Source organism: Psychromonas algarum (assembly GCF_004376845.1).
In the GTDB taxonomy this organism is placed as follows: Bacteria; Pseudomonadota; Gammaproteobacteria; order Enterobacterales; family Psychromonadaceae; genus Psychromonas.
This window is the reverse complement of record NZ_SNUW01000002.1, coordinates 29704-51168: the sequence shown is the minus strand read 5'-3', so window position 1 is coordinate 51168 and position 21465 is coordinate 29704. Positions and strand designations below refer to the sequence as shown.

Here is a 21465-nt window from a genome sequence, read left to right as displayed (position 1 = left end):
AACACCCTGAAATCATTATTAAAAATACGAATAAAACTTAAATATAATATATAAAAGAGATTTAACATGAATAATAAAGCAGTTAAAAAAGGGATCATGATTTGTGGACATGGCAGTCGAGATAAAGATGCAGAAGTTGAGTTTGCATTAGTCGCGGAAGGGTTAAAAAAACGCTTTCCTGAAATCCCGGTTGAATATGGTTTTTTAGAGTATTCAGCACCGAATATTCATATGGGATTAAATAGCTTAATCGACCAAGGTGTTAACCATATTTATGCGGTACCCGGTATGCTATTTGCGGCAACGCATGCTAAAAATGATATTCCTTCTGTATTAACAACTTTTGAAGAAAAAAATGAAGGTTTGCAAGTCACTTATGGCAAAGAGTTAGGTTTACAAGATCCAATGATCAAAGCCTTTGAAGCACGTATTTATGAATCACTAGGTTTGGATGCTGATAATCCGCCAGCGGAATTATACGATACCATGCTAGTTGTGGTTGGCCGTGGTACATCTGATACAGAAGCAAATGCTGAAGCGGCTAAATTAACTCGTCTGGTGAGTGAGGATATGGGCTTTGGTTGGGCTGATACGGTTTATTCTGGTGTTACTTACCCTTCTGTTGGTGTTGGTTTAGAAAAGTTATTAAAACTCGGTTACAAGCGCATTGTTGTTGCACCTTATTTCCTTTTCACTGGACGTTTAATTAAACGTATCACTGGTTATATTGATAAAGTGGCAAAAGAAAATCCTGAGGTTGAGTTTATCAATACACCTTATTTACGTGACCATGATAAAGTGATTGATGCGTTTGAAATCCGTGTTCGCGATATTATGGAGCATGATCAAACTGATCCAGAAGATCTGATGTCTATTTTTAAACGTCGTTTAGCTGCGGGGGAGATAGATGTTCATCATCACCATGCGGAGTTCCAAGATCCTGAGTCTCACGGACACAGCCACTCACATGAACATTCTCATGACCATAGCCATGCACACGGACATTCTCACTCTCATGAGCATTCTCACGAAAATGTTGAGCCACATAGCCACGGTGTTTATAAGCATATTGCCCACCCACTAGGTCCAAGAACTATGATTGGTGAAGGTATTTGTAATTGTTTCATGAGCCAATTTCCTCAAGAATTATTAGATGAAGAAAAAGAGCGTATTGAAAATGGCGTTCAAGGTGAAGCATTAGCACATCGAAAATAGTGTTAAAAACAAAAGGAGGAACAGTCTGGACTGTTCCTCCTTTTTATTAGGTTTTATTCTTGATATCTATTACATAGTCGCTTTAATACTACTCCAACGGTAGTAATCATTTTTATAAGCTAGGCTACCCCACAAGGCATTAGCATTCGCAGTCTCGATGAGTTTCTGCGGTAATGTAACGGGATGTAATTGATGACTACCACTATCATAATGATAAGTTTCCACTGCTTTATTTGCTTGGAATACTACTGCATCATTGTCATTGTTTACCCAAGCATATGTTTTATGGAACTGCATCATAGCGCGTAATTTTTCAGGTGCTATATCTTGAGTTAAATCATGTCCAATCATTGGACCATAATTATCAACACCAATTAACGACAGTAATGTGGGTGGCAAATCAAGTTGACTCGCAATTCTTTCATCTTTTTTAGCTTCAATACCACCACCAAAAATAATTGCTGGGATGTTAAATAACTCAATAGGGATAGCTTGATCGCCATAAACGCGTGAATCATGATCTGCTACCACAACAAAGACTGTTTCATCCCAATAATCAGATGCTTTTGCTTGTTTTATAAATTCACCAAAAGCAAAGTCCGAGTATTTAACGGTATTTTCACGTGTTGCAGCTGGGCTATTATATTGTTCAATTTTCCCTTCTGGATACTCATAAGGTGAGTGGTTCGTTGTTGTGAATACTAAACTAAAAAATGGCTGCTCTTTTTCTTGTAACATAGTAAATTGTTGATGAGCTTTATCATATAAATCTTCATCACAAGCGCCCCATGAACCCACAAATTGTGGTTTTATGAAAGTGGGTAAATCTTGAATATCGCAAAAACCATTACCTAAGAAAAAACCTTTCATATTATCAAAATGGCTTTCACCACCATAAACAAATTGGGTATGGTAACCTTGATGATGTAAAGTTTGAGCAATAGTATAAAAGTCGCTTTGACTCTTTGATAGCTTGACGACTGCATTAGCAGGAGTTGGTGAAAAACCACTGGTGACGGCTTCAATGCCTCGAATAGAACGAGTTCCTGTGGCATATAAACGAGTGAAGTGCCAACTCTCTTTAATTATTTCATCTAAGTTAGGGGTTAATGGTAACCCACCTAAACCACCTACAAATCTAGAGCCTAAGCTTTCTTGTAATAAAATAACTAGATTTTTAGGTTTGCCTTGATGCGTTGCAGGACGTTTAACTAAGGTGGGCAACTCTGGATAAATATAATCAGCTTGAGTTATGTGAGTTGATTTTTGAATAAGATCAACGATCTTATCCTTTTCCATTTTTGGATAATAAGTAAATGAATCCTCTTCACTTTGCATTAATTTTAGTGCATATAAAACAGAGTAGCTTGAGTTTAATGCTAAATCGTTCATTAAATTATCATTGGAAAAAGCAATCATTGATGGATTAATTCCACGATGTCCAAAACTAGAACGTGCGCCTAATAAACATAATGCAATCACTAATAAACCTAAAGGTAAACGCCAGTACCAGCTAAGAGTACCAAGGTCACTGACTAAATAACTGCTGAATATCCAGCCAAAATATAAGGTTGCTAATGAAGCCACTAAGCTAATAAATAGTTCTAATTTATATCCTGTCCAAAGCATGCTGATCACTTCTTTAGGGTAAATGAGGTACTCAATAAAAAAGCGGTTAGGGCGAACGTCATATTCTTTTATAAAAGTAGGGGAAGACACTTCCATGTAGATCAATAACCAAATACTGGCGATCAACCATATTTGCAATATGACTAACCATACTCCGTTGATGACATCGATACCTGTTAATAAACAGCTTAGTAAACCTGGTAAAACTAAAAGATAAGACAAGGTCACTATGTCCATTCTTAATCCAGAAATAAATATGGTTTTAAGACCTTGGGCTTTTTTGACTCTTTGTGCTTGCCAGGTACAAAGTGCAGCACGAGAAATAGTTAAAATAATTAACCCTAACAAAAAGACTGCAACTACAGGAAATAAAACTCCAAGTAATTGCTTAGCGTTATCTAGCATGTGTTTTCCTTCAATAATCTCAATTTCGGATAAGCTAACACCAATACAGTAGGGCCGCTATTTCCACGTATTTTTAAGTTAAGTTATCTTACAATCACCTGTTGCTGTAAGAAAATTTTCCTTGAACTACACAGAACTAACAATTCTGTGTAATATACCTACTAAGCTATTGATATTTAATAACTATGTAGTTCCATTATCTAGAAAATCTTAAATATGAATAATTCGCTGAGTGTATTTTGAACTTAATGACATTTTATATTATTTAACAAAATGTAAGTGAGTTAATTTAGATGTTACGTTAAATATTCTATACCTATATATCTTTAATGGGAGTATTTAACTTTTTGAGGCTCTATTATTGATTGTTTTTAAGTTGATGGTATCAAGTGAGGTATAACTGATTGATTAAATTGTTATGCTTGATAAAGTGTTGTTTATCTTAAAAAAGTAATGAATGGCTGTTACTGATATCAATTACAAGCGAGTCAAAAAATGGAAAGTAAGCATAGTTATACTGAAGTGGAAAAAAATGCAGTTTATCGTGCGATTAAAGAACGTCGTGATATGCGTCATTTTAGCCATGAATCTCTTGAAGACGGAGTATTAGCTCGTTTATTAACCGTTGCTAATCAAGCACCAAGTGTAGGACTAATGCAACCATGGCGCTTTATTCGGATCACGGATAACAGTATAAGAATAGCGATTAAAACATTAGTTGAAACTGAACGTAATATTACAGCTGATCTATTGGATGAGCGTAAAAATGAGTTTTTAAAATTAAAAGTAGAAGGCATTTTAGAATGTGCTGAACTGATTGTTGTGGCGTTACCCGAAGGTCGAGAAAATCATGTGTTTGGTCGTCGTACCATGCCGGATATGGATCTTGCGTCTGTCGCTTGTGCAATTCAAAATATGTGGCTCGCTGCACGTGCTGAAGGTATTGGATTAGGTTGGGTTTCATTATTTGAGCCATTACAGCTTGCAACTTTATTAAATATGCCAGAAGGCAGTCGTCCTATTGCTATTTTGTGTATTGGACATGTGGATAAATTTTATGAAAAACCAATGTTAGTTGAACAAAATTGGATTCAACCAGAAGAGATTGAAAGGTTTTTATTTGAAAATACTTGGGTTAAGTAACTTATTGTATTTGTTATAAATTTAGGTTTAAATTGATAATCTACCTAAATCCAATCAAAATGATCTTTATTAACATATGAGCTTACTTTGAATAAAAAAACTATTTTCTACCTCGCTCGCCATGGTCAAACAGAATGGAATGTAGAGCACCGTATTCAAGGGCAATTGGATAGTGTATTAACAGCACAAGGTATTAAACAAGCTTTGCATTTATCCTTCTTGTGTAAAACTTTAAATATTTCACAAATATTAACATCGTCACTTGGACGAGCAATACAAACGGCAACAATTTGCGGCGAACAATTGCAACTTACCCCTAGAGTTGTAGCTGGTTTTGAAGAGCGACATTTTGGTGTATGGCAAGGTAAATTAACGCAGCAAATGCAATCTCATCCTGATTACACTGAAATCACTTCACAAATAACCGACTGTAAACCTGAACAAGGTGAGAGTGCGAAACAGCTGTTAACTCGTTTTGAGAATGCCTTAAAAAATGAATTAAAAACAAAACCAAATGAGACTCTCTTAATTATTATCCATGGAGATATTTTACGTTGCTTCATGGCTAAGTTAGTACAGAGTAAACAATCCCAAACAGGTTATGATTATAAAAATGGTCAGTTAAATACAATCAGTTATGACCAAGAAACAGGTGTGTTTACAAGCTTATGATAGTTTTTTTTACCTTACTTATTGCCCTGATTATTGACCATTTTATTGGTGAACCTAATCGTTTTCATCCTTTAGTTTTATTTGGAAATCTTGCCAAAAAATTTGAACAAAAATTAAATAAAGGTAGTGATAAAAGACGTTTTTTTAATGGCATTATTAGTTGGTGCTGCTTAGTGCTTCCTTTACCTTTGCTCTATTGTTGGTTATTACTTGTTTTACCTAACAGTATTTTATTTATCCTTAATGTTTATATTGTTTACTGGGCTGTTGCATTAAATAGTTTAAATTTACATGCTATGCAAATTTACCAACCATTGCAGGACAATAATTTACAACAAGCACAACATTATTGTTCTTATATTGTTAGTCGTGATACGAGTGAGTTAGACGCCCAAGCAATTAGTCGAGCGACGACTGAATCAACATTGGAAAATGGACATGATGCAGTGCTGGGGACGTTGATCTATTTTGTGATTGGTGGCGCACCTTTAGTTATCATGCATCGCTTAAGTAATACTTTGGATGCTATGTGGGGATACCGTAATCAAGAGTTTAATTACTTTGGAAAATTTAGTGCGCGAATGGATGACCTATTAGGTTTTATAAGTGCAAAAATTACTGCATTATTATTTGTTGTTATTGGGCTTTTTAATTGTCGCGCTAAACAAGCGTTAGTGAACGCTTATCAACAAAGCCTACTTTATAAAAGCCATAATGGTGGTTGGGTAATGGCTGCTGGAGCAAGCGTTTTGAATGTTTGTTTGGGCGGTCGAGCAGTGTATTTTGGTAAAGCAGTAGATTCTCCGCAGTTAGGCCAAGGTGAAGTTGTGCAACCTCATCATATTAAAGCCAGCTTAGAGTTAGTTAAGCATGCCGTATTAATTTGGTTAGTTGTTGTTTTTATTTGTAATTTATATTAATCAAAAAGGTTTGTTAAATAATGGCAATTTTACATGGCGGGCAATTAAAGCGTGTCGCTGAACAATATCAGATCCCCGAAAATAAGTGGTTAGATCTTTCAACGGGTATTGCGCCTTTTAGTTATCCTATTCCGCATATATCTAGTCAAGTTTGGCAGGATTTACCCCATATTAGCCAAGATCTTATCAATGTTGCTAAGCAGTATTATCAAGCTGAATATTGCTGGCCTGTTGCTGGTAGCCAGCAGTTAATTGAAAAACTACCAAGTCTTTGGAATGATAAAATTAATGCAGATAACTGCAAATTAGCGAAACATGTTTATTTACCTAAAGTAGGATACAAGGAACATCAACAAGCTTGGGATAACGCTGGTTATCAATTACATTTTTATCAACAATCTTTACCTACAGATATTGAAAAAAATAGTGTTGTTGTGGTGATCAATCCTAATAATCCATTAGCAGATATATTTTCTATAGAACAATTAAGCAGATTGCAATTATATTGTCAGCAACAGCAAGCGCTACTTATTATTGATGAAGCGTTTGCAGATATATTTGAGGCAGAATTTAGTTTTGTTAGGCAGCTAAATAACAGCAAAGTTGTTGAAGAAGATAACACTCTGGTTTTACGTTCTTTTGGTAAGTTTTTTGGATTAGCTGGTTTACGTATTGGTTTTGTTTGCTGTAATAAAAAATGGTGTGAGTTGATTAAACAAAGTATTGGTCCATGGGCGATTAATGGCCCCGCATTATATATTGCAGAGTTAGCCTTACGTGATACCTTGTGGCAAAAAGAGCAGAAAATTAAATTAAAAAAACAAAGTCAAGCATTACAGGTTTTACTTAAAGAACACTTCCATTATCAATCTATTAAAGCAAACTCTCTATTCATTACTATGTTTATTGATAATGCCCCGAGTATTTATAAACAACTTTGTGAACAGGCAATTTATGTGCGCTTAACAGATGAAAATGATTCTTTAAGGTTTGCTATTGCAGATCAATTCCAATTACAGCAATTAGCTGTAGCATTATCGAAAATAAAATAAGCTAGGTTTGCTTAAGCTATTGTTATTAATGTATTGTTAATATTAATAAACCAAGACAGGCTGATTACTGGGCTTTGTTGTTATAAATTATCTTGTTATAAATATGAGGAATAAAAATGAGCAAATTAATGGGAATTATATTTGTAGTAGTCGGTGTTGCTTTAGTGATGTGGGGATATAACATTTTTGACTCTGTTGGTTCTCAGGTAACTCGTTCATTAGGTGGTGATGCGTCTATTCAAGCATGGGGTGGCATGATTGTTGGGGCTATTTGTATCGTTATGGGACTTGCTAAAATAAAATAATAGTGACTAAGTAAACTTTATGATCCTTCTGTCGTTAATAGAGTTTTGCTAATAAATCTTGCAGTGCTTGCTGTTTTTCTGGTGGGGTAGCCGCAAGTATTTCCTGCTCTTGAAGTATTGCTAATAATTTCCACGGCGACACATTTTTATCCCCTACAATCTCTACATGTCCAGCATCAACTTGAATATTAGTCACTTGTGAATAGCTATCAATAATTGGGTGTGATTGTTCTACTAAATCAAATACATAATCACTTTCAATACATTGACCTAGTGCATTTTCTCGACGACATGTATTCTCTTCATTGGTTACTACCTTCAAATAACGTTGAACAGAAGAAGAGAGGGGCTTTGTTTGTCGAATAAACGAAGATGTAGCAGTTATTTCATTCCAATTATCACCCGTAATGCCCCAGCAGATCCCAGGAACAACACCTAAGCTCAACCAATTTAGCGTATTGCTACTGCATGAGTTAGCAGCTTTTATCCCTGATAGAGGTGCTGATACGGTAACTAATTGGATGTTCGTTTTATTATTCGTTTCTAGTTGTTCCGTTTCCATTGCTTTGCGAGCGATCAAACCTCCCATACTGTGTCCAATAATAGATATATTAGGATTATTAGTCACTGCTGAAAGTTGTTCTATGGCGTTGACTAATTTGTTGGCCGTGGTGATTAAACTGTCTCGATCATCATAGCTATAACAAGCCGTTTGCTGACCATGGAATGCATATAATTGTGCTAATGAACGAAATCTACCTGCAGAGCCATTACAACCATGAACTAAAATAGTGATTGGCTCATTTGAATTAAATTTAAGCGTTCGATCTTGAGAGTCGGTACATGATCCTAAGCCGGGAATGGTTACTTGAGTGTTTGCAGTAGGGAGTTTTCCTTTTTGTAAAGGTTGCTCTTCGGCAATATAAGAGGGAGTTGAACAAGCAGATAACACAGTCAATAAAGCTAAAATTAGAATGGCTTTCATGGTAGTTACTTCCTATAACGGATACTGACTAAAATGGAGATATTAATAAACTCATTCAACAATTATTGATACTAACACTCTCTTGATTAAAAAAGTGACTTTCCATTTAAAGGTATTAAAAAAGAAATATCATTAGTTAGTTTAAAGTGATTGTTTTTATATTTTTGAGATAGAGCACACACTTGTTTAATCACTTCTACACAATATTATTAGCTCGTTATATGGTATTTATTATCTATTATTTAGCTTCAATCAAAATAAAAAGGAATATTTATGAAAAAGGTTATTTTATTTGTATTTTTATCATTTTTTCTTTCTAGCTTTGCTAATGCGACTCCCACTTTGATCTCTGTTAAAAGTCAATTTTCAGCTAAAGAAACAGCGGATAGGTTTGTCTCTATTTTAGAGAAAAAAGGATTAACCTTATTTACTCGCGTTGATCATCAAGAAAACGCCAAAAGTGTTAATTTAGAATTGAGGTATACAGAAGTGATCATGTTTGGTAACCCTAAAATAGGTACGCCATTAATGCAATGTTCACAACTTGTTGGTATTGATTTACCGCAAAAAGTACTAGTGTGGCAAGATTCTAATAATGATGTGTTTTTAACTTACAATAATCCAGAGTACATTAAACAACGTCATGAAGTGAAAGGGTGTGACCCAATACTTGATAAGATTACAGGTGTTCTAAATGCTTTAACAAAAGCAACTGCCTCTAAATAAAACGGTTATTTAACGCCTTTATTATTTGAATCGAAGAATGATAAAGGCGATTGAAATTCGATGGAATAAATAGATTATATGATAAGTTGCCATCACTATGACTACATAGAAATTGTATGTATGCATCAATACCCAATTAAAATAACAACAAAATCAGATGTTGTTATTTATGGTATTGCCTTGGATACTCAGAGAAATGAATCTTGTGAAGAGTGTATAAAAGTAAATATCAATGCAATAGAAAAATTAGTGTTATTAGATGATATTGTAGTATTAGAAGTCACTGTCGAAAATCCGCATTTTCAAATCATTTCCTTCATGGCATAAGCAGTATTTTCCTATTCAGTTTGTTATTATTGAAATCAAAAAGTTAAATGAGAAAGGATAAAAAATGTTTAGTCATGTAATGATTGGTACTGACAATATCGATGAATCAAAAAAATTCTATGATGCGATCCTTGCAACATTAGGTTATGAGGAGGGAGTGGTTGATGAAAAGGGACGTTGTTTTTATTTTAGTCCTGAAGGTGTTTTTGCATTAACCGTACCGATTAATGGTGAACCTACAACTATTGCAAACGGTATGACCATTGGATTTAAAGCTTCAACTCCTGAGCTGGCAGATGCATGGTATGCTGCAGGTTTAGCAAATGGTGGAACAACTTGCGAAGACGCTCCTGGTGTGCGTGTCGGTGCAACAAGAAGTTTGTACCTTGCCTATTTACGTGATCCATCAGGACATAAAATTTGTGCGACGCATTTTATTGCAGACTAGTTTTATAATCTTCTAGTTTTGAACTGTGGAAGTAGATACATTGAGATCTACTTCGTCTGTGCTTATCCTGCCTGTTTGATTCTTTATCACTTTATTTTCTACCTTTGCCGCGTGTTATTTTTGTTTGAAAAAGTAGAATAAATCTAATTTGAATTTGGGGCGTGGCTTTTAAGTCACTTTCAAAATGACTAGATGAGCTTTGTAACCCAAAAATAAAAAGCAAAGCATTAAAATGCAAAGCAAAATCACAGTCATCACATGAACGCTAAAAAAAATCACTTTTCCTCTTGAAATCGATCTAACCGCCTCCATCTATCTATTATCAAAGAAAACTTAATTACACCCAATTAATAACCATCTGAGTAAGAGAGAACTAAAAAATGGAACATCAACAAAACCATGCTTTCAGTGCTGACACTGGTAAACTTCTAAAATTAATGATCCACTCTTTATATTCAAATAAAGAAATTTTCCTACGTGAACTTGTTTCAAATGCAGCGGATGCAGCAGACAAACTACGTTTTAAAGCTTTGTCTGATGGTAGCTTATTTGAAAATGATGCAGATTTACGTGTGCGTTTGAGTTTTAATGAAGAAGCAAAAACAATCACTATTAGTGATAACGGTATTGGTATGACTCGTGATGAAGTGATCGAGCATTTAGGTACGATTGCTAAGTCAGGTACAAGTGACTTCTTTGAACAACTATCGGGTGACCAAGTTAAAGATTCACAATTAATCGGTCAATTCGGTGTTGGTTTCTATTCTGCATTTATTGTCGCGGATAAAGTAACTGTTAATACTCGTAAAGCGGGCGAAGATGCATCTCAAGGTACTTGTTGGGAGTCTTCAGGTGAAGCTGATTACACGGTTGCTGATATTGAAAAAGCAGAGCGTGGTACTGAAATTATTCTACATTTACGAGATGATGAAACTGAATTCTTAAACGACTATAAACTACGTAATGTTGTTTCTAAATATTCTGACCACATTAGTATTCCTGTGCAAATGTTTAAAGATGCGGTGCCTGAATCTGAAGGTCCTGATGGTGAAAAAGTTGCTGCTGTTGAAGCAACTTGGGAAACTGTGAATAAAGCAACTGCATTATGGAATTGTGCTAAAAGTGATTTAAAAGATGAACAGTACCAAGAATTCTACAAGCACATCGCAAATGATTTTGAGGATCCACTAACATGGTCTCATAACAAAGTAGAAGGTGAACAAGAGTACACAAGTTTACTTTACATCCCTAAACGTGCTCCATACGACTTATGGAACCGTGAAAAAGCACATGGTTTAAAACTATACGTTCAACGTGTATTTATTATGGATGATGCTGAACAGTTCATGCCAACATACTTACGTTTTGTGAAAGGTGTGTTAGATTCAAATGATTTACCGCTAAATGTTTCTCGTGAAATACTACAAGATACACGTGTGACAACTAAGTTACGTAGCGCTTGTACTAAGCGTGCATTATCTATGCTGACTAAATTTGCTAAGAAAAATGAAACAGAATACAACGCATTCTGGAAAGAGTTTGGGCAAGTATTAAAAGAAGGCCCTGCAGAAGATCCTACTAATAAAGAGCAAATTGCTAAGCTATTCCGTTTTGCTTCAACTGAAACTGATTCAGCAGAACAAACTATCTCTTTAGATGCTTACATCTCTCGTATGAGTGAAGAGCAAGATAAGATTTACTACATTACTGCAGATAGCTTCAATGCGGCTAAAAATAGCCCTCACTTAGAAATATTACGTAAGAAAGGTATCGAAGTCTTATTATTATCTGACCGTGTTGATGAGTGGTTATTAAATCATTTACCTGAGTATGATGGTAAAACATTTGTTAGCGTAACACAGGGTGATTTAGACTTAGGTAAGCTTGATTCTGAAGAAGAAAAACAAGAGCAAGAAAAACAACAAACTGAGTTTGCTAGTTATATTGAACGCACTAAGAAAGTCTTAGGCGATAAAGTAAAAGACGTACGTTTAACACAGCGTTTAACGTCTACTCCTTCATGTATTGTTGCTGACAATGATGATATGAGTACTCAGATGGCAAAACTAATGGCACAAATGGGACAACCTGTTCCAGAAAGTAAGCCAATCTTTGAAATCAATCCTGAACATGTAATGATCACTAAATTAGCCGATATGGCTGATGAAGAATTATTTGCAGAATGGACTGAGCTGTTATTACAACAAGCGGTACTTTCTGAAAAAGGTAGTTTAGATGATCCGTCTGAATTTGTAGCACGTATTAATAAGCTATTAATCGCTTAATCTGCTCATAAATAGACCAAAGGCCGGCTTATGCTGGCCTTTTTGCTTGATAATCTTGAGAAATTGATCACAACCGTGTAAATTTCGCTCATAAAATTTTATTAATAATAATAGGAAGCTACAATGCGCATTATTTTATTAGGTGCTCCAGGTGCAGGAAAGGGTACACAAGCTCAGTTTATGATGGATAAGTATGGCATTCCGCAAATTTCTACGGGTGACATGTTACGTGCTGCAGCAAAAGCTGGGACAGAACTTGGTTTAAAAGCAAAAGAATTAATGGATGCAGGCCAATTAGTTTCTGATGAATTAATTATTGGTTTAGTGAAAGAACGTATTGCACAAGAAGACTGTGCAAAAGGTTTTTTACTAGATGGTTTCCCTCGCACTATTCCACAAGCTGACGCAATGAAAGAAGCGGGTGTTATTGTTGATTTTGTACTTGAATTTGATGTGCCAGACGAAGAGATCGTTAAGCGTATGGCGGGTCGTCGTGTTCATTCTGGTTCAGGCCGTACTTACCACATTGTTTACAATCCACCAAAAGTGGAAGGTAAAGATGATGTAACGGGTGATGACTTATCAATCCGTCCAGATGATGAAGAAGCAACTGTGCGTAAACGTTTAGAAATTTACCACGCTCAAACTGCACCACTTATTGCTTATTACAAAAATGAAGCTGCACAAGGTAACGGTGCTCATCATAAATTTGATGGCACTAAAGCGGTTGATGCTATCAGTGCAGAGCTTGCTGTGATCTTAGGTTAATTTTTTAACGTATTGGATTATTAAGCTATCCATTATCCTATTTTATCATGTATAAAGTAGGTGATAGAGATAGCGACTAGGGGCGTAAGCCCCTTTTTTATTGGTATTAATATGGAACTGATATGAGTAAAAAATGTGGGGTTTTGTTAGTTAATTTAGGCACACCTGAACAACCAAGTAAAAAACATGTGCGTGAGTTCTTACGTGATTTTTTATCTGATAAACGGGTTGTTGATACTTCTCGTTGGATTTGGTTACCTATTTTATACCTTATTATTTTACCTATTCGTTCAGTAAAAGTAGCTAAGCTTTATCAGAAAATATGGACTAACGGTGAATCGCCTTTACGTTTTTATACACAATCTCAATCTGAAAAACTGGCTCAAAAATTAGCACATAAAAATATACAAGTTAACTATGCCATGACTTATGGTAAACCCTCTATTGCTGAGCAGTTACAACAGTTTGAGCATGATGGGATTGAACAGCTAACTGTATTGCCTTTATACCCGCAATATTCAGTTTCAACTACCGCGCCTGTGTTTGATCAATTAAGTGATGCAATTAAACAACAGTTTAATTTCCCTGAATTGCACTTTATTCATAATTATCATGATCATCCTCTTTATATAAAACAACTGGTAGATTCGATTAAACATTCTTGGGAAATTAATGGCCGTAGTGAATGTTTGGTTTTTTCTTTTCATGGCATTCCCAAACGTTACGTTACTTTAGGTGATGTTTATCAACAACACTGTGAAAAAACAGTCTCATTAGTGGTTGAATGCCTACAGTTAGAAACCGGTCAATATAAGCTATGTTATCAGTCTCGTGTAGGACGAGAGGAATGGTTAAAACCTTATTTAGATGTTTCATTACCAGATATGGTTAAACAAGGAATTGAAAGCATTGATATTATTAGCCCTGCATTTTCATGTGATTGTTTAGAAACTTTAGAAGAATTAGCGATTGAAAATAGAGACCTTTTTTTAGCTAGTGGTGGTAAGGCTTATCATTATATTCCTTGTGCTAATGATAATGATGCTCAGATTGCATTGTTTGCAGATTTGGTTACATAAAATAAGTGTTTAAATGCTTATTTAATCGTTATTCCTCTTTAATACTACTGCCGTTAATTTTTTTATTAACGGCGTGTGCTTCTCAACCTGAACATCAAAAAATATCCCCTCCAGTAGTAAATACTCATCACCAGAATTCTCAACAAAGTATGCAGCCTGACGATTTATTGTATGTGCTATTAATGAGCGAATATAGCTACTGGAAAGGGAGTCCTTATCGGTGGGGAGGGAATACATTAAATGGCATAGATTGCTCAAGCCTAGTGCAGCAAGTGTTCCATAATACTTTTAATATTACATTACCTAGAACCACTGAATATCAGGTACGAAAAGGGTATTCAATTAATAAAAGCGATTTAAAAGTTGGTGATTTAGTCTTTTTTAAAACAGGATGGAGAACCCGTCATGTTGGTATTTATATGGGAAACAATGAATTTTTTCATGCGTCAACCAGCCGAGGCGTTATGATTTCTAAACTATCTAACCCTTATTGGAAGAAGCATTATTGGCAGTCTCGCCGAGTGATTAAAGAATAAAATCTATTTTAAGATGTTTTTTATTCATCAGTTTGCATTGAAGCTGAAAATGAAAGCGCATAAGATGTTTCTTTTATTACCATTTAGGTTGATTCCCATGCTCTCTTTATATCTTACATTTGCAATTTCAATCACCTTATTGATCTCCTCTCCTGGGCCTATAATCTCATTAGTTATTTCTGACTCTAAACATGGTTGGCCGACAGGTACTATTTGGGGGGGAGCCATTTCTGCACTTCTATTATTAGCCATTTCATTAGTAGTGATTCATTTTGCATTAGTGATTGATGAAAATATATTAGACTGGGGCAGAGTGATTGGTGGTGTGTATTTAGCTTATTTAGGTTTGTCTATTTTACGCAGCAAGGTGCATATTGAAAAAAATAAATCTCATCACAAAGATTGTTTTTGGCGCACCATGAAAGCGGGGTTATCAAACCCTAAAGACATTTTGTTTTTCCTTGCATTTTTACCTTCATTTATTGTTTCAGGAGAATCTTTTATCGAGCAGTCATTTATCTTTTTAGGTATTTGGGCTGTGATTGATATGGGCATTATGGTGGCTTATGCAGGGCTTGCTAAAAAGCTATTTAGCTATCAGAAAAGTCAGCCCATATTATATTATTTACCGGGTATTTTTATGATGTTGGTTGGTTTGATTTCATTGTATTTAGGTGTTGTAAGCCTTATCGCTTAATATGCTCTAAAAAATAAAGATATCAAAGGAACAAGATATTGAGTCATTTGAAAAAAAACATTAAAGATGAACAAGCTATTAAGGATCTACTGAGTAAAATGCCAAAATCAGTCGCTGAAAGCTTTAGTGAAGAGCAATTGACTCATTTGTTTACCATTGTAAGCACTCGTAGTTGGGCTAAGCATAGTATGGATTTGCGTGGTACTGTTAAAATTCCATTTTATAGTTGGCGTTTTTATTATGTTTTTCTTATTGGTAAGAATGTGCGTGAGTTATCAAGGCAAGAAGCTCGCATGTCATTATTCATTAAAGCGCTTATTATCACTATTTTATTATTATCATGTACGTTACTTGGTATATTGATTTTGTATTTAATAAAGTCAGCATTAGGAATTGATATTTTTCCGCATTATTCCTTTGGTTTATGGACATGGTTTAAAGAGTTGGCGTTGTAATTGAATATTCGATGAGTGATATTGTTACATGTAAAGCGTTGTCCCTGAGCATGGTTAATCACTCTCAGGGACGACAATAATATTTATTCTGCGTACCAATAACCTAAGTTAACTAATTTAGTAAATAAAGCTAATGCTTCTGCTGAACTTTGAAAAATTTCAACCAATTCACTAGCTGTTTCATCTTGATCGCATAAGCAAGAGATTAATTCAAGAAACCCTGAAAAATCATAAGCATCACCATTAATAAATACTTGCTGTGGTGCTTGCTCAAAGTAGACTGCACGTAAACCGCCTAAACGAGTAAATTGTGCTCCATCCTCTAAGAATTCAAGAATATCTTCAGTTTGTAGGGGATGTTCTGGCTGTGCTATGTCTAAATCATGTTTTGCTTCACTGATCATTTTTCCAAACCAAGGGATCAAATGTGCAGGTGTTTTGCAGTTTTCTAACATCACTTGGTGTAATTTATTAAGCTCTGCTTGTTCAATACGTCCGGGTTTTTCACGTACTTGCATTGGAATATCAGTGTAACGTAATGCATTGTCGTTGTTATCAATATTGTAATCAGTAAAACTACTTAATAAATCATTTTGGTCTGGGGCTCTGAAACCAACACTATAGTTAATTGATGCTTCTACTGCGTAACCTTCATGTGGGCAACCACTTGGAATATATAAAATATCACCCGGTTCCATCTCAACATCAATAGATGCTTCAAACTCTGCACAATGTTTTAATGCACCGTGGGCTGCAAATTCAGGTAATGTTTGGCGTTCACCTACACGCCAGTGGCGCTTACCTTGACCTTGAATAATAAATACATCGTAATTATCAATATGTGGGCCGACACCACCTTTAGGTGTTGAGTAACTGATCATTAAATCATCAATGCGCCAATTTGGTAAAAAACGAAATGGGCGTATTAATTGTTGTGCATCTGGATGCCAATGATCAACTGCTTGGATAAGCAATGTTGCACCATCATTATCCAAACGTTCAAAGGTGTTGAAAGGGCCTATTTCAGCCTGCCATGCACCTTCTTCTTGATATACTAAGCGACTTTCTAAGTCTTCTTCCATTGCTAAACCGGCTAATTCATCAGCAGCGATGGGATCTTGGAAATCAACAAATCCTTGTTTGATTAGAATTGGCTTTTTTTGCCAGTAGGTATCTAAAAACTGGTTTATTTCAAAATTAAGTTCAAACATTGGTGAAAGCCTTTAGTTGTGGGAATAGGTGAACTGAGATATACATGGTCAAGAGAGTGGAGTGTAACAGTTCATTTAAAGTCGCGGTAGTTGAACTTGTAAAGTGACTTTATGGCTGCATTAAGGAATTTAAAAGCGTTGCTTTGTATTTGATTCATCAGTACTGTGATCTGCTCATATTTATAAATAATAAGGACGTTTTGATGGCACAACGGATCTCGTTTGAAAAAATATCTGGGTTATTAGCTGGGCTTGCCGTGGTGATGATTTGGTCTGGTTGGATCATTATTTCTAAGTGGGGAATTTCTCATGCGTTAACGGTTTGGGATGTCACCGGGATCCGTTTTCTGACAGCCACATTTTTTGTTTTAATTTATGCCTATTTTAGTAAAGCCTCGATTAAAGCGCTGTTTACGCCACCTATTATTATCTGTAGTTTATGTTGTGGCACTTTTTATGTTTGTGCCAGTTTAATTGGATTATTAATGTCAGATGCGGCTAATACTGGCGTTATCATTAATGGCTCATTACCTATTATGTGTGCTGCTATTCTTTTTATATGGAAGAAAAATCGCTTACACATACCGCAATATATCGGCATATTATTGATTTTAATTGCAAATGTGTTGTTGTTTACTAGTTCGGGAGGGGCAAGTTTAAGTGCGTTAATTTGGTTATTAATTGCAGCTTTTTCTATCGCTTTTTATTCTGTCTCAATGAAAATATGGAGGCTAGATCTTAAAACGATTATGATTTCAGTCCCTTTGGTTAATGCTTTATTTTTTACGCCTATTTGGTTCTTCTTACCCAGTAATTTAGCCGCAGCTCCTATTCATGAAATTGCTTTACAAGGCTTTTATCAAGGTATTGTTGTGAGTATTATTGCTTTATTTTGTATGACCTACTCAATCAACCGTTTGGGTGCAGTTTCTGCTTCTACTATTATGGCTTTAGTACCGATAATGTCAGTGTTATTAGCGTTGTTATTTTTAGATCAACATATGAGTTTGCAGGTGGGGATTTCAATTTTGCTCTGTTCTGTCGGCATTGCTTGTTACAGTGCTCTGCATCCATTTTTAGTGTGGTTAAATAAAAAGCAGGGTAATTAAAAAAGGCAACCCGAAGATTGCCTCTTAATAACTGTTAATTGCTAAGCAACTAAAGTTATTATGCCATTTTGTCTACTAGCTCAACTGCTTGACCAATGTAAGACGCTGGTGTCATTGCTTTAAGCTCGGCTTTCACTGCTTCTGGCAATTCAAGTGTATCAATAAATTCAGACATACCAGGGCCGTCTACACGTTTACCACGAGTTAACTCTTTTAGTTTCTCGTATGGTTTTTCGATAGCGTAACGACGCATTACTGTTTGGATTGGCTCAGCTAATACTTCCCAGTTTGCATCTAAGTCTTTCAGCATGTTTGCTTCGTTTGCTTCAAGCTTGCTAATACCTTTTAAGCTTGCTTCGTAAGCGATAACAGAATAACCGATAGCAACACCTAAGTTACGTAATACAGTTGAGTCTGTTAAGTCACGCTGCCAGCGAGAAACAGGAAGTTTTGCAGCTAGGTGATCAAAGATAGCGTTGGCAAGCCCTAAGTTACCTTCAGAGTTTTCAAAATCAATTGGGTTAACTTTATGTGGCATAGTTGAAGAACCAATTTCGCCAGCAATTGTTTTTTGTTTGAAGTGACCAAGGCAGATATAACCCCATACGTCACGGTCAAAGTCTAAAAGGATTGTGTTGAAACGTGCAATTGCATCAAATAGTTCTGCAATGTAATCATGCGGTTCGATTTGAGTTGTGAACGGGTTAAACGTTACACCTAAGCTTGTTACAAACTCTTCAGCAAAACCTTGCCAGTTAACTTCTGGGTAAGCACTTAGGTGAGCGTTGTAGTTACCAACAGCACCGTTTGTTTTACCAAGTTGCTCTGTTGCTTCAATTTGCTTGACTTGACGTTGTAAACGAGCAACAACATTAGCAAATTCTTTACCTAGTGTAGTAGGAGAAGCTGGTTGACCATGTGTGCGAGACATCATTGGCATCGCTTTGTATTCAATTGCTTTTTCTTTAATCGCATCAACGATACGGTTGCAGTAAGGCAAGATAACGTATTTTTTAGCTGTGCTTAACATCAATGCGTGAGATAGGTTATTAATATCTTCTGAAGTACATGCAAAGTGGATAAATTCAGATACTGCATGTAGTTCAGCTACGTCAGCTACTTTTTCTTTTAAAAAGTATTCAACGGCTTTTACATCATGGTTAGTTGTTGCTTCGATATCTTTTACACGTTGTGCGTCTGCTTCACTAAAGTTTGCAACGATTGCATCAAGGTGGGCATTTGCTTCAGCAGAGAAAGCAGGAACTTCTGCGATACCATCTGTTTGTGCTAGTTTTTGTAACCAACGCACTTCAACTTGTACGCGAAATTTGATTAAACCAAATTCACTGAAAATATCGCGTAAAATTGCAGTCTTGCTACCGTAACGGCCGTCAACGGGTGATACAGCTGTTAGTCCTGAAAGTTCCATTTGTTGCTCCTAATTATATGTAGGTTGTTGAAATAGTTTGCTTAATTTCCTTATGCGGAAACGCTTTATACAAGATTAAGTTCGTAGTAAATTTTGTTTTGTTTGGTGTACCATGGCTTTACGTGATAATAATAACTGACGGCGTTTGCCACCAATTTGTCGCCATAATACTGCAGCACGAACGCCGGCTAATAATAGTGCGCGGATTTTATGCTGTGTATGTTCTTGTTGCAAGTATGCAGGGTTACCATTAACTTGAATACGCGGCCCTAGGGTACTAATAAGATCGCGGTAAATTGAATCTAAATTACTAAGTACATTGCTATCATCAATTTCAAAGTGTGCTAATTGACGATTAACCTGATTAATACGTTCACCTAATAAATTTAAGTTGCCTGGATTTGCTGACAGTTTACGCTCTAATGCCATCAATCCAGCAACATATTTAGTGACCTGCATATTACGATTGCCACTCGCGTTATCTAATTGTGTTACTACTGTTTGATAACCTAGCTTTAATGATTCATGCCCACCAAAAATATCAATTGGAGAAGCGCTGTCTGTGCGTACTATTGAGCGTAAAGAAGCATTAAAAGCAACTGCATCAGGGCAGATGCCTTTGCTGGCAATTTTATCAACTAGGTAAGCTGCTTGGCACATAGCTGCAAAAGCGATACTACGAGATTCTAAAGTATGGAATGACATATATGGTTACACTTCTCATTTAAATAAATATTGGTCAATATTAATCGTGTTTTCTATATAACAGTTTTCTATCTTTAACGTTGTAAATGTTGCTCGATAATAGCACCACCTAAACAAACTTCATTGATATAAAAGACCGCTGATTGTCCTGGAGTCACCGCTGCTTGAGGTTGTTCAAAAATAACCTCTAAGGTATCGTCATCAATAGGATTAACGGTACAAGCAATATCAGTTTGGCGATAGCGAGTTTTTACCGTACATTGAAAGCTTTCTTTTCTAGGTGTTCTGTCTACCCAGTCGCATTGTTTGGCAATTAAACCATAAGAGAATAAAGCAGGATGATTAGCTCCTTGCGCAACTAATAAACGATTATTTTCCATATCTTTGCCAACAACATACCACGGATTTTCATTCGAATTTTGTAAACCGCCAATACCTAAACCTTTACGTTGACCTAATGTGTGATACATCAAACCTTGGTGTTGGCCAATCACTTCATTTTCTGGGGTGATTATGTCACCTGGTTGTGCAGGTAAGTAGGTTTGTAGAAAATCGGTAAATTTACGTTCACCGATAAAACAAATCCCCGTACTGTCTTTTTTGTTATGTGTGATGAGATCTTGCTCTTCTGCGATGCGGCGTACTTCTGGTTTTTCTAATTCACCAACAGGGAATAAGGTTTTTGCTATTTGTTGTTCGCCTACTGCATATAAAAAGTAACTTTGATCTTTATTGCTATCTAAGCCGCGTAATAATTGAGCATGTCCATCAACTTCTCGGCGACGACAGTAATGACCAGTTGCGATAAAGTCAGCACCTAGATCTTCAGCAGCAAATTCTAAAAAGGCTTTAAATTTAATTTCTTTATTACACATGATATCTGGATTTGGGGTACGACCAGCTTTGTATTCAGCTAAAAAATGTTCAAATACATTATCCCAATATTCAGCAGCAAAATTAATGGTATGCAGTTTAATACCTAATTTATCACAGACGGCTTGTGCATCTTGAAGATCCTGAGCAGCTGAACAATACTCATCGGTATCATCTTCTTCCCAGTTTTTCATGAATAAGCCTTCTACTTGATAACCTTGCTGCTGTAATAAATAAGCAGATACAGAGGAATCAACACCGCCAGAAATTCCGACGATCACTTTAGTTTGGCTATTGTCTTTCATAAATTATTCTCCAACGAATTCAGCGGCGTATTTTAGCAGAATTTAGCTTCAATTGAACTAATAATGTGAGCTTGCTAACAACAGCGAAGGTATTACTCATATTTGTAAGGAGCAAGCTGTGTCACGGTGAATTTGAACACTCTAGAATAAACTATTGAGAGATTAAAAAAATAGGTGGTGAATATG

The 21465-nt window shown here is 35.8% G+C and carries 22 protein-coding genes; 16 read left to right on the top strand and 6 right to left on the bottom strand.

Going from position 1 to position 21465, the window contains the following annotated elements; genetic code table 11:
- Positions 1–66: 66 nt before the first annotated feature.
- Entirely contained in the window at positions 67–1215 is a 1149-nt protein-coding gene (locus tag E2R68_RS00360) for a sirohydrochlorin chelatase (RefSeq protein WP_134275520.1), read from the top strand.
- A gap of 69 nt (positions 1216–1284) precedes the next feature.
- Here E2R68_RS00360 and E2R68_RS00355 read toward each other — a convergent pair whose 3' ends face one another.
- Positions 1285–3249 (bottom strand): LTA synthase family protein, encoded by a 1965-nt coding sequence (locus E2R68_RS00355; protein ID WP_134275519.1) that lies wholly within the window; start codon positions 3247–3249, stop codon positions 1285–1287.
- 495 nt (positions 3250–3744) lie between these two features.
- Here E2R68_RS00355 and bluB point away from each other — a divergent pair, with 495 nt between their 5' ends.
- From bluB to E2R68_RS00330, 5 genes are all read left to right on the top strand, one after another.
- Entirely contained in the window at positions 3745–4392 is a 648-nt protein-coding gene (gene bluB / locus E2R68_RS00350) for a 5,6-dimethylbenzimidazole synthase (RefSeq protein WP_134275518.1), read from the top strand.
- Between the two features lie 87 nt (positions 4393–4479).
- Positions 4480–5064, top strand: coding sequence for a histidine phosphatase family protein (locus E2R68_RS00345; protein WP_134275517.1), 585 nt, complete (start codon positions 4480–4482; stop codon positions 5062–5064).
- Positions 5061–5984, top strand: a complete 924-nt coding sequence (gene cbiB / locus E2R68_RS00340) for an adenosylcobinamide-phosphate synthase CbiB (RefSeq protein ID WP_134275516.1) — start codon at positions 5061–5063, stop codon at positions 5982–5984. Before E2R68_RS00345 ends, cbiB begins: the two co-directional genes overlap by 4 nt.
- 20 nt (positions 5985–6004) lie before the next feature.
- Positions 6005–7036: a threonine-phosphate decarboxylase gene (locus E2R68_RS00335; protein WP_134275515.1), complete on the top strand. Its 1032-nt coding sequence runs from the start codon at positions 6005–6007 to the stop codon at positions 7034–7036.
- Positions 7037–7152: 116 nt separating this feature from the next.
- On the top strand, positions 7153–7341 hold the full coding sequence (locus tag E2R68_RS00330; RefSeq protein ID WP_134275514.1) for a DUF3185 family protein: 189 nt from the start codon (positions 7153–7155) through the stop codon (positions 7339–7341).
- Positions 7342–7375: 34 nt separating this feature from the next.
- Here the strand turns inward: E2R68_RS00330 and E2R68_RS00325 are convergent, their stop codons facing one another.
- Positions 7376–8326, bottom strand: coding sequence for an esterase/lipase family protein (locus E2R68_RS00325; RefSeq protein WP_134275513.1), 951 nt, complete (start codon positions 8324–8326; stop codon positions 7376–7378).
- A gap of 273 nt (positions 8327–8599) precedes the next feature.
- On the opposite strand from E2R68_RS00325, the gene E2R68_RS00320 reads away from it, so the two are divergent.
- The 9 genes from E2R68_RS00320 (at position 8600) to E2R68_RS00280 (ending at position 15647) form a co-directional block, all read left to right on the top strand.
- Positions 8600–9052 (top strand): DUF302 domain-containing protein, encoded by a 453-nt coding sequence (locus E2R68_RS00320; RefSeq protein ID WP_134275512.1) that lies wholly within the window; start codon positions 8600–8602, stop codon positions 9050–9052.
- Positions 9053–9130: 78 nt separating this feature from the next.
- Positions 9131–9379, top strand: a complete 249-nt coding sequence (locus E2R68_RS00315; protein ID WP_134275511.1) for a Rho-binding antiterminator — start codon at positions 9131–9133, stop codon at positions 9377–9379.
- Positions 9380–9443: 64 nt separating this feature from the next.
- Entirely contained in the window at positions 9444–9827 is a 384-nt protein-coding gene (locus tag E2R68_RS00310; protein ID WP_134275510.1) for a VOC family protein, read from the top strand.
- 380 nt (positions 9828–10207) lie between these two features.
- Positions 10208–12112 carry a molecular chaperone HtpG gene (htpG, locus tag E2R68_RS00305; protein ID WP_134275509.1) on the top strand — a complete coding sequence of 635 codons (1905 nt, stop codon included), beginning with the start codon at positions 10208–10210 and terminating at the stop codon, positions 12110–12112.
- Positions 12113–12235: 123 nt separating this feature from the next.
- Positions 12236–12880 carry an adenylate kinase gene (gene adk, locus E2R68_RS00300; RefSeq protein ID WP_134275508.1) on the top strand — a complete coding sequence of 215 codons (645 nt, stop codon included), beginning with the start codon at positions 12236–12238 and terminating at the stop codon, positions 12878–12880.
- A 122-nt stretch (positions 12881–13002) separates the two neighbouring features.
- On the top strand, positions 13003–13959 hold the full coding sequence (gene hemH, locus E2R68_RS00295; protein WP_134275507.1) for a ferrochelatase: 957 nt from the start codon (positions 13003–13005) through the stop codon (positions 13957–13959).
- Between the two features lie 5 nt (positions 13960–13964).
- Complete coding sequence (locus E2R68_RS00290) at positions 13965–14495, top strand: NlpC/P60 family protein (protein ID WP_208380076.1); 531 nt, start codon at positions 13965–13967, stop codon at positions 14493–14495.
- Positions 14496–14559: 64 nt separating this feature from the next.
- Positions 14560–15192 carry a LysE family translocator gene (locus E2R68_RS00285; protein WP_208380074.1) on the top strand — a complete coding sequence of 211 codons (633 nt, stop codon included), beginning with the start codon at positions 14560–14562 and terminating at the stop codon, positions 15190–15192.
- Positions 15193–15230: 38 nt separating this feature from the next.
- Positions 15231–15647 (top strand): 3-phosphoshikimate 1-carboxyvinyltransferase, encoded by a 417-nt coding sequence (locus E2R68_RS00280; RefSeq protein WP_243834566.1) that lies wholly within the window; start codon positions 15231–15233, stop codon positions 15645–15647.
- A gap of 83 nt (positions 15648–15730) precedes the next feature.
- On the opposite strand, the gene E2R68_RS00275 is transcribed toward E2R68_RS00280, so the two are convergent.
- The gene (locus tag E2R68_RS00275; RefSeq protein WP_134275506.1) at positions 15731–16858 is read right to left on the bottom strand and encodes a ribosomal protein uL16 3-hydroxylase; all 1128 of its coding nucleotides are present in this window, start codon (positions 16856–16858) and stop codon (positions 15731–15733) included.
- Between the two features lie 203 nt (positions 16859–17061).
- On the opposite strand from E2R68_RS00275, the gene E2R68_RS00270 reads away from it, so the two are divergent.
- Positions 17062–17967 carry a DMT family transporter gene (locus E2R68_RS00270; protein ID WP_134275505.1) on the top strand — a complete coding sequence of 302 codons (906 nt, stop codon included), beginning with the start codon at positions 17062–17064 and terminating at the stop codon, positions 17965–17967.
- Between the two features lie 58 nt (positions 17968–18025).
- On the opposite strand, the gene purB is transcribed toward E2R68_RS00270, so the two are convergent.
- From purB to mnmA, 3 genes are all read right to left on the bottom strand, one after another.
- Positions 18026–19396: an adenylosuccinate lyase gene (gene purB, locus E2R68_RS00265; protein WP_134275504.1), complete on the bottom strand. Its 1371-nt coding sequence runs from the start codon at positions 19394–19396 to the stop codon at positions 18026–18028.
- A 75-nt stretch (positions 19397–19471) separates the two neighbouring features.
- On the bottom strand, positions 19472–20101 hold the full coding sequence (hflD, locus tag E2R68_RS00260) for a high frequency lysogenization protein HflD (RefSeq protein ID WP_134275503.1): 630 nt from the start codon (positions 20099–20101) through the stop codon (positions 19472–19474).
- Between the two features lie 74 nt (positions 20102–20175).
- Positions 20176–21279: a tRNA 2-thiouridine(34) synthase MnmA gene (gene mnmA / locus E2R68_RS00255; RefSeq protein WP_134275502.1), complete on the bottom strand. Its 1104-nt coding sequence runs from the start codon at positions 21277–21279 to the stop codon at positions 20176–20178.
- Positions 21280–21465: the final 186 nt, after the last annotated feature.

Bases quoted from the DNA above. Each gene is read 5' to 3' on its own strand.
- bluB (WP_134275518.1), top strand. From the start codon at position 3,745: ATGGAAAGTAAGCATAGTTATACTGAAGTGGAAAAAAATGCAGTTTAT.
- E2R68_RS00310 (WP_134275510.1), top strand. From the start codon at position 9,444: ATGTTTAGTCATGTAATGATTGGTACTGACAATATCGATGAATCAAAA.
- htpG (WP_134275509.1), top strand. From the start codon at position 10,208: ATGGAACATCAACAAAACCATGCTTTCAGTGCTGACACTGGTAAACTT.
- E2R68_RS00315 (WP_134275511.1), top strand. From the start codon at position 9,131: ATGATAAGTTGCCATCACTATGACTACATAGAAATTGTATGTATGCAT.
- E2R68_RS00285 (WP_208380074.1), top strand. From the start codon at position 14,560: ATGTTTCTTTTATTACCATTTAGGTTGATTCCCATGCTCTCTTTATAT.
- adk (WP_134275508.1), top strand. From the start codon at position 12,236: ATGCGCATTATTTTATTAGGTGCTCCAGGTGCAGGAAAGGGTACACAA.
- E2R68_RS00320 (WP_134275512.1), top strand. From the start codon at position 8,600: ATGAAAAAGGTTATTTTATTTGTATTTTTATCATTTTTTCTTTCTAGC.
- E2R68_RS00270 (WP_134275505.1), top strand. From the start codon at position 17,062: ATGGCACAACGGATCTCGTTTGAAAAAATATCTGGGTTATTAGCTGGG.
- hemH (WP_134275507.1), top strand. From the start codon at position 13,003: ATGAGTAAAAAATGTGGGGTTTTGTTAGTTAATTTAGGCACACCTGAA.
- E2R68_RS00325 (WP_134275513.1), bottom strand. From the start codon at position 8,326: ATGAAAGCCATTCTAATTTTAGCTTTATTGACTGTGTTATCTGCTTGT.
- mnmA (WP_134275502.1), bottom strand. From the start codon at position 21,279: ATGAAAGACAATAGCCAAACTAAAGTGATCGTCGGAATTTCTGGCGGT.
- cbiB (WP_134275516.1), top strand. From the start codon at position 5,061: ATGATAGTTTTTTTTACCTTACTTATTGCCCTGATTATTGACCATTTT.
- E2R68_RS00355 (WP_134275519.1), bottom strand. From the start codon at position 3,249: ATGCTAGATAACGCTAAGCAATTACTTGGAGTTTTATTTCCTGTAGTT.
- E2R68_RS00275 (WP_134275506.1), bottom strand. From the start codon at position 16,858: ATGTTTGAACTTAATTTTGAAATAAACCAGTTTTTAGATACCTACTGG.
- purB (WP_134275504.1), bottom strand. From the start codon at position 19,396: ATGGAACTTTCAGGACTAACAGCTGTATCACCCGTTGACGGCCGTTAC.
- hflD (WP_134275503.1), bottom strand. From the start codon at position 20,101: ATGTCATTCCATACTTTAGAATCTCGTAGTATCGCTTTTGCAGCTATG.
- E2R68_RS00335 (WP_134275515.1), top strand. From the start codon at position 6,005: ATGGCAATTTTACATGGCGGGCAATTAAAGCGTGTCGCTGAACAATAT.
- E2R68_RS00330 (WP_134275514.1), top strand. From the start codon at position 7,153: ATGAGCAAATTAATGGGAATTATATTTGTAGTAGTCGGTGTTGCTTTA.
- E2R68_RS00360 (WP_134275520.1), top strand. From the start codon at position 67: ATGAATAATAAAGCAGTTAAAAAAGGGATCATGATTTGTGGACATGGC.